This window comes from Allobosea caraganae (assembly GCF_003351345.1).
Classification (GTDB): domain Bacteria; phylum Pseudomonadota; class Alphaproteobacteria; order Rhizobiales; family Beijerinckiaceae; genus Allobosea; species Allobosea caraganae.
On record NZ_QQTO01000037.1, the window covers coordinates 191,179 to 204,512 of the forward strand.

The following is a 13,334-nucleotide window of genomic DNA, read 5'->3' on the forward strand; positions in this document are numbered from 1 at the left end:
TGGCATCCAACCGGATACTCTATCCGGTTGGATGCTATAGTTTCATCTGATCGCCGGCTGGGACCGGCAGCAGATGCGGACCTCCCTCAGCATGGGCACGGACACCAAGGTCGCGGCCGCCGACATGGCGCTGATTCCGGGCCAGCCGGCACAGCCCGACTTCCAGCGCGGCCATCTCGGCCAGCGCCTCAACCTCAACCGCCTGCGCTATTTCGTGACGGTGGCGCAGGAGCTGCATTTCGGCCGGGCGGCGCGCAAGCTCGGCATCTCGCAGCCGCCGCTCAGCCTGCACGTCAAGGCGCTGGAGGACGAGATCGGCTCGCCGCTCTTCATCCGCGCCAACCGCCAGGTCGTGCTCACCGCCGCCGGGCGCATGCTGCTCGGCCACGCCATCGGCCTGCTCGAACACGCCCAGCGGCTCGACCAGATCATGCAGGGCGTCGGCACCGGCGACCTCGGCGAGATGTTCGTCGGCTGCGTGCCCTCGGCCATGTACGACGTGCTGCCGCGCATCCTCTCGCCCTACCGGGCGCGCTATCCCAAGGTCCATGTCGTCCTCAAGGAGGGCCACACCATGGACGTGATGAACGCGGTGCAGGAGGGCCAGGTCGATATCGGCCTGGTCTGGCGCAACGTCGCCGGCCCCTCGCTCGCGATCCAGCCGATCCTGAGCGAGCAGTTCGCGGCGCTGGTGCCGATTGGCCATCCGCTAAGCCGGCAAAGCGTTCTGTCGCTCGACCAGCTCGCCGACCAGCCCTTGATCCTGCCGCCGCGCAAGATCTCGCCTTATCACTACGACCACATCATCGCGGCCTTCGCCAAGCTGGGCGTCAGCCCGCGTATCGAATACGAGGTGCCGACCATCCTGTCGCAGATCGGCTTCGTCGCCTCCGGCTTCGGCATCGCGATCTCGCCGAGCTTCGCCCGGCGCTTCATGACCGACCAGATCGCGCTGATCCCGATCGCCGAGCAGATGCCCTCGGTCATCCTCTCGCTGGTCTGGAACGAGGCCCGCGCCTCCCCCGCCGTCGACCTGTTCCGCGAGGTGGCGCGGGAGATCTACGATGGCAGCGGACTGCTGGCCTCGGCCAACCCAATCCCGGCGCAGGACTGACTGACCGGAACCTCACCGCGTCATCCCGGACAAGCCGCTTTTTGCGGCGCAGCTCCGGGATCCATCGCAGAGCGCTGAGCCCTACGATGGATCCCGGCGTTCCGCTTCGCTCCAGCCGGGATGACGGCGTTTAATTCTGGCAGATCACAGCCCGCTCTGAGCTTCAGGCGGCCGGCCCAGCGATCGCCAGCACCAGCTCATGCACGGCCAGCATGCCGGGATCGTCCATGCCGATGCTCTTCTCAGCGAACATCCGGGCCCGGCCGATCTTGCAGGGCCGCTCGCGGAACTCGGCGAGGGTGGTCCGGCAGGCGTCGGTCGCAGCGCTGGCAACGGCCTTGCCGTCGGACAACCCGGCAATGCCGCGCGCCAGAGCGTCCAAAATGTCGAGCACGGTCTTGTCGCCGAGCGTGGCGCCGCCGCGCGCCGCCATCGCCTCGACCACCGCCGCGACATGCGCTCCGAGATCGGCATAGGCGATGCTGGGCTCGCCCTTCGCGCGCTTGCCCACGGTCAGCAAGCCCGTCGCAATCAGCGTGCCCAGGCTGGAGCCGGTCGCGGTCGCGGTCTTGCGCGCCATCAGCGAGAGCGCCGCGCCGATATCGGGCTGCGCTGCATAGTCGATCCCAGCCATCGCATCGATGACGCGCGCCAGCATGACGCCGGTATCGCCGTCGCCGAGCCGGGAATCGGCAACGTTCAGCTCCTGCTCCAGCGTCGCCATCCGCGCCTTGGCGCGGGTGACCGCGCCGGCAAGCGCTGCAAGATCGACGGCGCTCACGCCACCCTCCAGAACGGGCTTTCGGCCGGCTTGCGCAGCAGGGCCTCGATCTCCTCGTCGAGGAAGCACAGGCTGATCGAAAGCCCGGCCATCTCCATCGAGGTGGCGTAGTGCCCGACCAGCGGCAGCACGATCTGCGTGCCCGCAGCGGAAAGCTGCGAGGCGACGCGGCGATAGACGATCAGCAGCTCCTCCAGCGGCGTCGCGCCCAGGCTGTTGACCAGCACCGAGACGCGCGAGCCACGCCCCTTCGGCGCATCGTCGAGCAGGCGCTTCACCATCTCGTCGGCGACCTCGTCGGCCGGCTTGAGCTTGTCGCGCCAGATGCCGGGCTCGCCATGGATGCCCATGCCCATCTCGATCTCGTCCTCGCCGATGGTGAAGCTCGGCTGCGCCGCGCCCGGCACCAGGCAGGGGTTGAGCGCGACGCCGATCGTGCGGGTCGCGTCGACCGTGCGCTGGGCGATCTCGGTCACGGCCTCCAGCGAGGCGCCGTCCTCGGCCTTCGCGCCGGCCGCCTTGTAGGCGTAGATGATGCCGGCGACGCCGCGGCGCTTGCCCATCTCGTTCGGCCCCGCGCTGGCGATGTCGTCGGTGCCGAGCACGGTCGTGGTCTTGATCTCGTCCTCGAGGAACTCGCCGGCCATGTCGAAATTCATCCGGTCGCCGCCGTAGTTCCCGTAAAGGCGCAGCACGCCCTTGCCGCCATCGGCGAGCTTGATCGCCTCGATGCAGGAATCGACCGTCGGCCCCTCGAAGACGTTGCCGATCGAGCAGGAATCGAGCAGCCCCTTGCCGACATAGCCGGTGAAGAGCGGCAGGTGGCCCGAGCCGCCGCCGGAGACGACGCCGACCTTGCCCTGGCGCGCGCCCTCAGCGCGGCGGATGACCCGCCTGCTCTCGCCGTCGCGCACGAAGGAGGCGGGATAGGCCGCGGTCAGGCCGTCGAGCATCTCGTCGACGAAATCCGCCGGCGCATTCATCAGCTTCTTCATGATCGTCTTCCTGTCGCAGATTCTGGTGCGAGCGGGTTCAGGCGGCCGGCAGGCGCCGGAGCTTCCTGAGCGAATTCAGCTTTTCGGGCAATGGCTGTCCAGGGAACAGCGACGGCCAGGATGCCACCGTGACCTCGCCGACATAGAGATCGCCGTGCGAATCCATCGCGATCCCGTGCGGTGAGGTGAACTGGCCCAACCCCGCGCCCGGCCCGCCGACGGAGTCGAGCCTCCCGACCAGCTCGCCCTTCGAGAGGATGCTGATGCGTGGGCCGAGATTGGGCGTGTCGTGATTGACCGCCATGTAGGGCGCCAGCTCGCCGACGAAGCAGAGCGGGCACGGCCCCGCGGTCAGCAGCATCGCGCTCGGGCGATGCATGTTGTTCCACTGGCCTTCATACTTGCCGTTGCCGTCGAAGATTTGGATGCGGTGGTTCTCGCGGTCGGCGACGTAAACATAGCCGTCGGCGTCGCAGGCGATGTTGTGCGGCAGGTTGAACTGGCCCCGGTCGCAGCCAGGCCCGCCCCAGGACGTCAGGTAGCGGCCATCAGGCGCGTATTTATGCACCATGGCGTTGCCGTAGCCGTCGGAGACGTAGATCTCGCCGGAGGGCGACAGCGCCGTATGGGTGCAGCGGTTGAACGGCTTGCCGCTCATCGGCGCTGCCGGCTGGCTGGGATGGCCGATCTGGAGCTGCAGCTTGCCGTCGAGGCTGCACTTGCAGACGGTGTGGGTGCCCTCGTCGGTGCAGTAGATCGACTGGTCCGGGCCGATATGCAGGCCGTGCGGCCGCTTGAACAGGTCCTGCCCCCAGGAAGACAGGAAGTTGCCCTCACGGTCGAACACGACCATCGGATGGGCGCCGCGGTTGAAGACGTAGACGCGGTCGCGCTCGTCGACGGCAACCGCCGCGACCTCGCCGAGCGCCCAGCCCTCGGGCAGGCGCCCCCAATTGTCCAGCGCCTCGAAGCGATACTCGCCAGTGCCGAGAATGACGCTCATCGCTCAGGCCGCCATCGCGAGGATGTCGCGGACCTGCTTGATGCCGATGTCCTGGCGCTCGCCCAGCGCGGTATGGCCGGCCACCTCGAGGTGGTGGACGATGTCCTCGGCGACCACCTTGGTCGGCGCGATCTCGCTGAAGCGCACCGGGCAGCCCATCTCGCGGAAGAACGCCTCGGTCCTGGCGATGGCGAGCTCGGCTGCCTTGGCCGGATCGGCCTCGGTGATGCCCCAGACGTTGCGGGCGTAGCGCACCAGCATGTCCTGCTTGTCTACAGCCTTGAAGCGCATCAGCGCCGGCATCACCAAGGTCAGCGTGCGGGCATGATCGATGTCGTAGAGCGCGGTGATGGCGTGGCCGATCATATGGGTCGACCAGTCCTGCGGCACGCCGGCGCCGATCAGCCCGTTCAGCGCCTGGTTCGCGGCCCACATCACGTTCTCACGCGCCTCAGTGCTGCCGGTCTCGACCAGCTTCGGCCCCCATTCGATCAGCACCTTGAGCAGGGTCTCGCTGAAGCCGAACTGCACGGGCGCGTTCACCGGCAGGGTCAGGTATTGCTCGATGACATGGGTGAAGGCGTCGACGGCGCCGTTCTCGAGCTGGCGCCGGTCGAGGCTCTTCATGAAGTCGGGGTCGAGGATGGCGAATTGCGGCCGCGCCTTCTCGTTGGCGAAGGGCAGCTTCAGGCCCTTGCCCTTGTTGCTGATGACCGAGACCGGGTTGCTCTCCGAGCCGGTGGCGGGCAGCGTCAGCACGACGCCGACCGGCAGCGTCGTGGTCGAGACACCGCCCTGCACGAGGTAGTCCCAGGGATCGACGCCCTCGATCGGCACGATCGAGGCGAGGAACTTGCCGGCATCGGCGACCGAGCCGCCGCCGACCGCCAGGATCAGCTCCGTGCCCGACGCGCGCGCCAGTTCGGCCGCCTTCAGGATGGTCTCGTAGACCGGGTTGGCCTCGATGCCGCCGAACTCGACGACCGAGCAATGCTTCAAGCCGGCGACGACCTGGTCGTAGATGCCGTTCTTCTTGATGCTGCCGCCGCCATAGAGGATCAGCACCTTCGTGCCGGCCGGGACCAGGCTCTCGAGTTCCTTGAGCTGATCGGCTCCAAACAGGATCTGCGTCGGGTTGCACAGACGAAAAGCTGTCATCGGTCGTTTCCCCTCAAATCGATTGTCGCGAGAGCCGCACTAGGGCGTTTTCGCGTTTCAGGCTGTCGCGGCTCCGACAAGTCAGGCCGGAAAACTCACGCTCAGCTCGCCATAGCCGGCGAAGCGGGCGGTCACTTTGTCGCCGGGCTTGGCGTAGAGCAGCCCGGTATAGGAGCCGGCGGTGATCAGCGTGCCGGCAGGCAGGAAATCGGGCCGGCCCGGCGCCTGGATGAAGGCGAGCGTCGGGATGCGCGGGTCCTTGGCGACAAGGCCGCCAACGGTATCGCAGATCAGCTTGTCGCCGGCGTAGAGCTTGATCGCGAGCTGGGTCAGGTCCTGCTTGCCGCCATCAGCCCAGGGCTCGCCATAGACCAGGCCGCCATTCGACATGAAGTCGGCGGCGCGGTGCAGCACTGGCGTCTGATCGTAGCTGACGAAGCGCGTGTCGACGACCTCGATGGTCGGCACGATGATCGTGCGCGCATCGAGCTCGGCCATGGTCATCCCGCGGTCGGCGGCGGTGACGTCGTCCTTCAGCCGGTAGGCGATCTCCGCCTCGATGCCGAGCAGCGGCACCAGGGAGGTCGCGAAGCGTCCGGGATTGGCCTGGATGGTGGAGCCGAGGATGGGCGACCACAGCGAGGCCTCCGGCGTCAGGCCCGCCACCTTGTAGGCCGGCACGGTCTCGCCGAGCAGGGCCACGATCGCGTCCTGGATCGCGGCGGCCTCAGCGAAGCTCGCGGGCTGCGAAGCCGGCGGCAGTTCCTTGAGCGGGCGCGCCTCGCGGCGTGCCGCCACGAGGAGCTGCGCCGCCTCGGTGATGGCGGAAGCTTGCATCAGATATCTCCGGCTCAGTAAGGCAGGGCAATCGGGCGGGCCATCAGCTCGCGCATGCCGGCCAGGATGACTTGGTTGATCCAGGCGATCTTCATGAAGTCCTCGCGGATCGGCTTGCCGGCCTTGCGGATGCGGGCCGAGGCCTCCTCGACCTGCCGGGCCACGTCCTTATGGGTCGGCTGTCCCGGATAGCCAAGGGCCTGGGCGAGGTCGTTGAGGCCGAAGCTGAGATAATCGACGCCGGACAAAGCCGCGATCTCGTGCGCGGATGCGAGACCCTCAGCGCTCTCGATCATGATGCCGACCGAGATGTCGTTGTTGACGTCGGCGAGGTGCTTCGGCAGGTCGTCGATGGCGAGGTAATAGGGCCGGCCGCCGCCGAAGGAGCGGCTGCCCGTCGGCGAGAAGTAGATCGCGTCGAGCGCCTCGGCCGCATCCGCCGCCGAGTTGACATGCGGCACGACGATGCCGCGCACGCCGCGGTCGAGGAAGCGGGTGATCGTCGGCGCGGTGCGGTCGGGCACGCGCGCGATCGGCACGATGTCGTGGCGCTCGGCGGCGAGGCAGGCGGCCTCGACATCCTTGAAGTCGAACGTGCCGTGCTCGCCGTCGATATAGATGAAGTCGAGATCGAGCGAGGAGAGCACCTCGATGATCGGCGGGGCTCCGAAGGTCAGGTGGCAGCCCTTGATCGTGTCGCCATTGGCCGCAGCCCGCTTCACGGCGTTCGGGCTCAGCTTCAGCTTGTTATGGTTCATGTCGTTCATGGTCGTTGCCCCGAGAGGTTGGCCGATGGTGATCAGGCGCCGTCCGTCAGCGGACGGAGGGTTTTGCCGTCGAGAAAGGCGAGCACGTTCTCGATCGATTGGCGGTAGAAGACGGCGAAGTTCTCCTGCACGCAGTATCCGAGATGCGGCGACAGCACCGTGTTGGGCATGCTGCGCAGCGGGTGGTCCACCGGGAGCGGCTCGCGGTCGTAGACGTCGAGCGCCGCGACCACCTTGCCCGCATGGAGCGCCGCAAGCAGCGCGGCCTCGTCGATCAGCGGGCCGCGCGAGCTGTTGACGATGACGGCGCCCGGCTTGAGCAGCGCGATGTCGCGCGCGCCGATGATGCCGCGCGTCGCCGGCGCCAGCACCATGTGCAGGCTGATGACATCGGCCTTCGCGAGCAGGTCGTCCTTGGCGGCATAATCAGCGCCGCCGGCCTCGGCCCGCTCCGGCGTCAGGTTCGGGCTCCAGGCCAGGACGCTCATGCCGAGCGCCTTGGCATAGCGTGCCATCAGCGATCCCAGCCGGCCGAGGCCGATCAGCCCGAGCGTCTTGCCGCTGAGCGTGAAGCCCGGCGCGATGCCGTCCTGGAAGCGCCCGGCCCGGATATTGGCGTCGCCCGCCGCGACCCGGCGCGAGCCCTCCAACATCAGGAGCAGCGCGAGCTCGGCCGTGGCCGAGCCGTCCTCGCCGGCTTCCGTCCGTGTCGCGACGATGCCGCGCTCGGCCAGGGCCTTGAGGTCGACGGACTTGTTGCGCGCGCCGGTGACGCTGAGCAGGCGCAGCTTCGGCAGCCGGGCGATCAGGCTCGCCGGAAAGGGCGTGCGCTCGCGCATCGACATGACCACGTCGAAATCCGCGAGGCGCGCTGCCGCCGCATCCTCGTCCGGCAGCGCATCCTCGAAGAAGCTGATCTCGGCGCGGGCGGCGAGCGCCGTCCAGTCGGCGCTCGTCCTGGCCACACCTTGCCAGTCGTCCAATACGGCGATCTTGATCGTCATGTTTCGGCTTTCACTAGGCTCTTGAGGTCAGCTCAGCGCCGCGATGCCCTGCGCCAGCAGGTCCTTGCCGATCGAGCCCTCGAACTGCTGGTAGACCGGCCTGGTCGCGTCGACGAAGAGCTTGCGGTTCTCCGGGCTGATGTCGTTGACGCTCATCAGCGTCTTGAGCTTGTCGAGCGCGGCGACGGTCGCCTCGGGCTGGACTTTCCACTCCCAGTCCATCGAGGTCTTCATCGCGGCCTCGAGGATGCCCTGCTCTTCCTTGCCGAGCCCGTCCCACAGGCCCTTGTTCATCGAGACGATGAAGAAGTCGGTGACGTGGTTGGTCAGCGAGACGTATTTCGAGACCTCGTAGAGCTTGACGTCGAGCAGGTCGCGCAGCGGGTATTCGAGCCCGTCGACGACCTTCTGCTGCATGGCGAGGTAGATCTCGGCCGAGTCGAGCGCGACCGGGCTCGCGCCCATCGCCCGGAAGGCCTGGAGGTAGACCTGGCTGGAGATGACGCGGAACTTCAGGCCGGCGACATCGGCCGGCGTGTTGATCGGCCGGACGTTGTTGACCATGTGGCGCGCGCCCATCAGCCAGGTGCCGAGGATCTTGAAGCCGGCGCCCTCGGCCAGCCCCTTGATGTTGGCGCCGAAGGGCGTGTCGAGCGAGGCCTTCAGCTTGTCGGGCGAGGAGACCAGGAAGGGCAGCGTGAACACGTCCATCTGGCGGATGAAGTTCGAGTGCCAGGCCGGCGTCGCATTGGTGATCGCCAGGCTGCCGAGCTGCACCGAGGTCAGCATCTCCTTGATGCTGCCGAGCTGCGAGTTCGGGAAGGTCTCGATCTTGAGCTTGTTCGAGGAAAGCTTCGCCACCTCGTCGGCGAACATCATCATCGCCGCGTGGTAGTTCGACTCGGTCGGCTGCGGGTTGCCGAAGCGCAGGGTGCGGGCGCGCTGGGCGATCGCGGGCGCCGCGATGGTCGAGGCGGCGCCGGCCGCGAGCGAGAGCTTGAGGAAGTTGCGGCGGCTGCCAGGCGTGGTGATGATGCTCATGATGTCCTCCCGGACCTGGTGGATTTCTGAAGGTTTTGTGCGGCTCAGCGCATGCCGAAGACGGTGGGCAGCCAGGTCGTGATCTGCGGGAACAGGATCACGACGACGAGGCCCAGGATGAGGAAGACGTTGTAGTAGGCGGAGGCGCGCATGGCCTTGTTCACCGGCGCCTCGCCGATGGTGCAGGCGATGTAGAAGCCGATGCCGACCGGCGGCATCATCACGCCGATGCCGGTCGCCATGATGATCAGGATGCCGAACTGGAGCGGGTCGACGCCGAGCTTGGTCGCCAGCGGCAGCAGGATCGGCGCGGCGATCAGGATCGCCGGAAAACCCTCCAGCACGAAGCCGATGACGATCAGCGCGGCGACGCTGAGGAACAGGAACACCGTCGGGTGCGTCGTGCCGGAGAACGTGCTGGCGAGCGTCGCGCCGAGCCCGTCGATGACGATGGCCTGGACCAGCAGGTTGGCCATGCCGACCATCAGCAGCACCATCCCTGAGACCAGCGCCGCCTCGCGCAGCGCCAGCCAGCAGGCCTTGAACTGCACGGAGCGGTAGAACACCAGCGCGGCTAGGAAGCCGTAGACGACGGCGAAGGAGGAGGATTCCGTCGGAGAGGCGATGCCGCCGACGAGCCCGCCGATGACGATCACCGGCACGCCGAGCGCGGGCAGGGCCGGCGGCACGCTCTTCAGCGCCCGCTTCAGGCTGAAGGGCGGGCCCTTGTGCCAGTCCTGGTTCCGGCTGCGGAAGATGACGCCGATGATCAGCGCGATCGCCAGGATCGCCGCCGGCAGGAAGCCGGCGATGAACAGCGCGCCGACCGAGAGGCTGGTGACCGAGCCGAGGATCAGCATGGCGACAGACGGGGGAACCGTCTCGGCCATGGCGGCCGACGCCGCGAGCACCGCGACGAATTCGGTCGAGGGGTAGCCGCGCTCGCGCATCGGCGCCTTCATCACCGAGCCGACGGTGGCGATGTCGGCCGCCTTCGAGCCGCTGACGCCGGAGAAGACATAGGTCGCCAGAACCTCGGCGATGAGCAGGCCGCCCTTCCAGTGGCCGACCCATTCCTGGACCATGTCGATCAGCTTGCGGGCCATGCCCGTGACGTCCATCAGCGAGCCCGCGACCATGAAGAACGGGATCGCGAGCAGGACGAAGCTGGAGATGCCGTACTGGTAGGCGGCGGGGATCGCGACCAGCGGCGCATCGCCGGTCATGACGAAGAACAGCGCCCCGCCGGCCGCCAGGATGATCGGGATCGGCGTTCCCGCGATGAAGGCGAAGATCAGGAAGAACAGAATCGGCAGGAACGGGTCGATCTCGACCGCGCCGGAATAGTAGCCGGCGCGCAGCAGCAGCACGGCGGCGATGAGCGCGGCGGTGATCGCCAGCGCGATGCCGAGCGCCTTGCGCGGGATGCCTGCCAGCTTCTCCAGCGTGTAGACGACCATCAGCACGAGGCCGACCGCGAGCCAGACCGCGACCAGGCCCATGTTCCATTCGAGCACCGGCAGCATCTGCCGCATCTGCGCGGTGAAGAAGGCCGGGAAGACCGCCAGCGACAGGATGCAGATCGCGACGACGTTGAGCAGGCCGCAGGCCCGCAGCACGTCGCGGCGCATGCCGCTCATCTGGTCGATCGCGGCCGTATAGGCCATGCCGGTCGTGCGCCTCAGGAAGGCGGGCGCGCCGAGGAAGGTGATGATCGAGAGCAGCAGCGTCGAGACGTCGGCCGCCCAGGGCAGGTCCCGGTTCACGACGTAGCGCAGCATCGTGTTCGAGAAGGTGACCATGATGTTGATGAAGACGGCGATGATCACCACCGTCTCGACCAGCGTGGCCAGCGCATCGAGCTGGGGCCGCAGGCGGTGATCGGGCACGTCGAGCCCGGCCGTCTCCATCGGCGGCAGCTCGATGCCGTCCACCTGCGGAGCGACCATGCCGGCCGCGCTCATGCCGACACCTTCGGCGTGTGCGCGAGCAGGAAGTCGCGGGTGCGCTCGATCGCCATGTCGCGATAGTCGGGCCCCTTCCACGGCGCGATCACCTCGGCCTTGGTGAGGCGTTCGAGATCGGCCGAGACGGTGACCGGGTGCATGGTGTCGTCGCCCGGCATCAGCAGCGACGGCACGTTGCAGCGCCCGGTGAATTGGCGCGTGACGCTGAAGATGAAGTCGGTGGCGAACATGCGCTCGCCCGCCGCCTTGAGCAGCGCCTTGTCGACCTCGGGCCGCTGCCCGACCTTCTCCGCCCATTGCTCGACCTCTTCGTCGACGACGGCGCGGTTGGTGTCGGAGAGGCCGATCGGGTTCTGCAGCACCTGCGCCGAGACCGTGCCGGGCGCCGTCTCCTCCAGCGCGAGCGCGAAGGAGACGCCGATGCAGCCGCCCATGACGTGGCAGCGGCCGATTCCGAGATGCTTGAGCAGCTTCAGATGGTCGGCCGTATAGGAGGCCCAGTCATAGTCCGGCCCGATATCGGCCCAGGACTGCCCGGCATTGCGGACATCGAGCGAGATGACGCGGAAATGCGGCTCCAGCACCGGCGCCGGGTCGCGCCAGGCCTGCGGCACGCCCGGGTTCGACGGGTTGCTGCGCCAGCGCTCGATGCGCGAACTCAGGAAGCCGGGGGCAAACAGCAGAACCGGGTAGCCATCCGCCTTGCCCGAGACTTCGTAGTAGAGCTCACCCTTGTCGATCGCCAGCAGCGCCATCGAACGTCTCCAGTCACATAGGTCTTGATGTCATCGCCGCCGCGCCGCCTGGCGCGCCGGATCACGGCTTCAGGTTGCGGTCCCAGAGGTCGAACAGCGCCGTCCAGGCGCGCTCGGACGCGATTGGGTCGTAGTCGGGGCGGGCAGCGAAGCAGAAGCCGTGATGCGAGCCCTCATAGGTCTCGATCTTGTACTTGGTGCCGGCCTTGCCGAGCGCCGCGTGCAGGTCGGGCACGACATTGGCTGGCACGGCAGGATCGACCTCGGCGAAGGCGAAATAGAGCTCGCCCTCGACCTTGTCGGCGAGGAGATGCGGCGAGTCGTCCTTCTCGGTGACGATGTCGATGCCATAGAGCGAGGCAGCCGCCTTCATGCGCGGGAATTGCGCCGCGATGGTCGCGACGAAGGAGCCGCTCATGCAATGGCCGACGCAGCCGAGCGGACCGGCCTTGACTTGGCTTTGCGCGTCGAGGAAGGCGATCATGCCGCGCGTGTCTTCGGCGACCATCGTGTTGGTCAGGCTGGTCATCGCGCCGCGGATGACGACGGACATCGCGGGATCGCGCCGCGCCACGTCGAAGCGCAGCTTGCCGAGCCGGTAGTAGAGGTCCGGCAGCATGCAGTAATAGCCCGCCTTGGCGATGCGCCTTGCCATGTTGCAGAGCTCTTCGCGATAGCCGGGCGCGTCCATGTAGAGGATCACGGCGGGGTAGCTGCCAGCCTCGTCCGGGCAGGCCACGAAAGCGTGCTGCAAGCCGTATTTCGTGATGACCTGAACGTCTTTCTCGTACATGGCGTAGCCTCTTGCCTATCTGACGGGGTGACGATGGCGCCCGTGGCGCCACCGTCGTTTTCGGGGAATGATCAGGCCTGCGCCGACTGCGCCAGCTTGACGAGCTCGGGCCGGAACAGGTCGGGGAAATCGGTCACGACCTTGGCGCAGGCGGCGCGGAAGGAATCGACGTCCGGCGTCGCGTTGACCTCCATGCCCTTGGTCTTGAGGAAGGCGAGCGTCTCCAGCTCCTCCTTCTGGGTGTAGTCGCGCAGCCAGTTGGTGGCGTCGTTGGCGGCTTCGGTGAAGGCCTTCTGCTCGTCGGGGGTGAGGCCGTCGAAGCTCGCCGGGTTCACGATCGAATAGGAGGTCGTGAGCACGTGGTCGGTCTTCGAGATGAACTTCTGCACCTCGTAGAGCTTGTTCGACTTGACCACCGGCAGCGGCGTCTCCTGGCCGTCGGCGACGCCCTGGCTCAGCGCGAGATAAAGCTCGCTCAGGTCGATCGTGACGATCGAGGAGCCCAGCGCCTGCATCATCGCGACATAGGACTTGGAGTCGGGCACGCGCATCTTCAGGCTGGCCAGGTCCTTGGCGCTGTTGATCGGGTGCTTGCTGTTGGTCATCGAGCGCGAGCCGAGGTCGTTCCAGCCGACGAGGCGGAAGCCCTTGTCGAGCGAGCGCTTCTTCAGCTCGTCGCCGAGCGCGCCGTCGAGCGCGGCGTAGCACTGCTTGCGGTTCTTGAAGAGGAAGGGCGCGTCGGTGACGGAGCATTCCGGCACCCAGTTCATCAGCGCCACGCCGACCGAGGCCATCTCCAGCGAGCCGAGCTTGACCGCCTGGGCGATGTCCTTCTCGGTGCCCATCTGCGCGTTCGGGAAGATCGTGACCTCGATCGCGCCGCCCGACTTCTCCTCGACGACTTTCTTGAACTGCTCGCCCCAGAGGTGCCAGCCATGGGTCGTCGGCGTCGAATGGGCGTAGCGGATGCGCTTCAGCTTCGAGCGGCGCTGCGCCAGCGCCGGCGAGGCGATGAGGCCGGCGGCAGCGGCGCCGGCGCCGATCTTGATGATGTCGCGGCGGCTCTGATGCGCGTTGTGATCGTTGGACTTGGTCATGTGTTCCTCCCAGATACGGCCC

13 protein-coding genes are annotated in these 13,334 nt (G+C 67.3%); 1 reads left to right on the forward strand and 12 read right to left on the reverse strand.

The annotated features are described in order from the left end of the window. Positions 1-73 precede the first annotated feature (73 nt). Complete coding sequence (locus tag DWF00_RS25440) at positions 74-1,114, forward strand: LysR family transcriptional regulator (protein ID WP_114828390.1); 1,041 nt, start codon at positions 74-76, stop codon at positions 1,112-1,114. Positions 1,115-1,277: 163 nt separating this feature from the next. On the opposite strand, the gene DWF00_RS25445 is transcribed toward DWF00_RS25440, so the two are convergent. The 12 genes from DWF00_RS25445 to DWF00_RS25500 form a co-directional block, all read right to left on the reverse strand. Further along, entirely contained in the window at positions 1,278-1,895 is a 618-nt protein-coding gene (locus DWF00_RS25445; RefSeq protein WP_245974306.1) for a DAK2 domain-containing protein, read from the reverse strand. Continuing rightward, positions 1,892-2,890, reverse strand: coding sequence for a dihydroxyacetone kinase subunit DhaK (locus tag DWF00_RS25450; RefSeq protein ID WP_114828389.1), 999 nt, complete (start codon positions 2,888-2,890; stop codon positions 1,892-1,894). Before DWF00_RS25450 ends, DWF00_RS25445 begins: the two co-directional genes overlap by 4 nt. A gap of 37 nt (positions 2,891-2,927) precedes the next feature. Beyond that, positions 2,928-3,893, reverse strand: a complete 966-nt coding sequence (locus DWF00_RS25455) for a peptidyl-alpha-hydroxyglycine alpha-amidating lyase family protein (protein WP_114828388.1) — start codon at positions 3,891-3,893, stop codon at positions 2,928-2,930. 3 nt (positions 3,894-3,896) lie between these two features. Then, positions 3,897-5,051, reverse strand: coding sequence for an iron-containing alcohol dehydrogenase (locus DWF00_RS25460; RefSeq protein WP_114828387.1), 1,155 nt, complete (start codon positions 5,049-5,051; stop codon positions 3,897-3,899). A gap of 81 nt (positions 5,052-5,132) precedes the next feature. Next, positions 5,133-5,888: a 2-keto-4-pentenoate hydratase gene (locus tag DWF00_RS25465; RefSeq protein WP_114828386.1), complete on the reverse strand. Its 756-nt coding sequence runs from the start codon at positions 5,886-5,888 to the stop codon at positions 5,133-5,135. Positions 5,889-5,902: 14 nt separating this feature from the next. Beyond that, positions 5,903-6,655: an HpcH/HpaI aldolase family protein gene (locus tag DWF00_RS25470; protein ID WP_114828385.1), complete on the reverse strand. Its 753-nt coding sequence runs from the start codon at positions 6,653-6,655 to the stop codon at positions 5,903-5,905. Positions 6,656-6,687: 32 nt separating this feature from the next. Beyond that, positions 6,688-7,659, reverse strand: a complete 972-nt coding sequence (locus tag DWF00_RS25475; protein WP_114828384.1) for a D-2-hydroxyacid dehydrogenase family protein — start codon at positions 7,657-7,659, stop codon at positions 6,688-6,690. A 27-nt stretch (positions 7,660-7,686) separates the two neighbouring features. Beyond that, positions 7,687-8,700, reverse strand: coding sequence for a TRAP transporter substrate-binding protein (locus DWF00_RS25480; protein WP_114828482.1), 1,014 nt, complete (start codon positions 8,698-8,700; stop codon positions 7,687-7,689). A gap of 44 nt (positions 8,701-8,744) precedes the next feature. Then, entirely contained in the window at positions 8,745-10,664 is a 1,920-nt protein-coding gene (locus tag DWF00_RS25485) for a TRAP transporter large permease (protein ID WP_114828383.1), read from the reverse strand. Beyond that, a complete protein-coding gene (locus DWF00_RS25490; RefSeq protein ID WP_114828382.1) occupies positions 10,661-11,422 on the reverse strand; it encodes an alpha/beta fold hydrolase in 762 nt (253 codons plus the stop codon). Before DWF00_RS25490 ends, DWF00_RS25485 begins: the two co-directional genes overlap by 4 nt. Before the next feature lie 61 nt (positions 11,423-11,483). Continuing rightward, positions 11,484-12,215: a dienelactone hydrolase family protein gene (locus tag DWF00_RS25495; protein ID WP_114828381.1), complete on the reverse strand. Its 732-nt coding sequence runs from the start codon at positions 12,213-12,215 to the stop codon at positions 11,484-11,486. Between the two features lie 71 nt (positions 12,216-12,286). After that, positions 12,287-13,312 (reverse strand): TRAP transporter substrate-binding protein, encoded by a 1,026-nt coding sequence (locus tag DWF00_RS25500; RefSeq protein ID WP_114828380.1) that lies wholly within the window; start codon positions 13,310-13,312, stop codon positions 12,287-12,289. Between the last annotated feature and the right edge of the window lie 22 nt (positions 13,313-13,334).

Bases quoted from the DNA above. Each gene is read 5' to 3' on its own strand.
- DWF00_RS25465 (WP_114828386.1), bottom strand. From the start codon at position 5,888: ATGCAAGCTTCCGCCATCACCGAGGCGGCGCAGCTCCTCGTGGCGGCA.
- DWF00_RS25440 (WP_114828390.1), top strand. From the start codon at position 74: ATGCGGACCTCCCTCAGCATGGGCACGGACACCAAGGTCGCGGCCGCC.
- DWF00_RS25500 (WP_114828380.1), bottom strand. From the start codon at position 13,312: ATGACCAAGTCCAACGATCACAACGCGCATCAGAGCCGCCGCGACATC.
- DWF00_RS25450 (WP_114828389.1), bottom strand. From the start codon at position 2,890: ATGAAGAAGCTGATGAATGCGCCGGCGGATTTCGTCGACGAGATGCTC.
- DWF00_RS25490 (WP_114828382.1), bottom strand. From the start codon at position 11,422: ATGGCGCTGCTGGCGATCGACAAGGGTGAGCTCTACTACGAAGTCTCG.
- DWF00_RS25455 (WP_114828388.1), bottom strand. From the start codon at position 3,893: ATGAGCGTCATTCTCGGCACTGGCGAGTATCGCTTCGAGGCGCTGGAC.
- DWF00_RS25470 (WP_114828385.1), bottom strand. From the start codon at position 6,655: ATGAACGACATGAACCATAACAAGCTGAAGCTGAGCCCGAACGCCGTG.
- DWF00_RS25480 (WP_114828482.1), bottom strand. From the start codon at position 8,700: ATGAGCATCATCACCACGCCTGGCAGCCGCCGCAACTTCCTCAAGCTC.
- DWF00_RS25495 (WP_114828381.1), bottom strand. From the start codon at position 12,215: ATGTACGAGAAAGACGTTCAGGTCATCACGAAATACGGCTTGCAGCAC.
- DWF00_RS25485 (WP_114828383.1), bottom strand. From the start codon at position 10,664: ATGAGCGCGGCCGGCATGGTCGCTCCGCAGGTGGACGGCATCGAGCTG.
- DWF00_RS25460 (WP_114828387.1), bottom strand. From the start codon at position 5,051: ATGACAGCTTTTCGTCTGTGCAACCCGACGCAGATCCTGTTTGGAGCC.
- DWF00_RS25475 (WP_114828384.1), bottom strand. From the start codon at position 7,659: ATGACGATCAAGATCGCCGTATTGGACGACTGGCAAGGTGTGGCCAGG.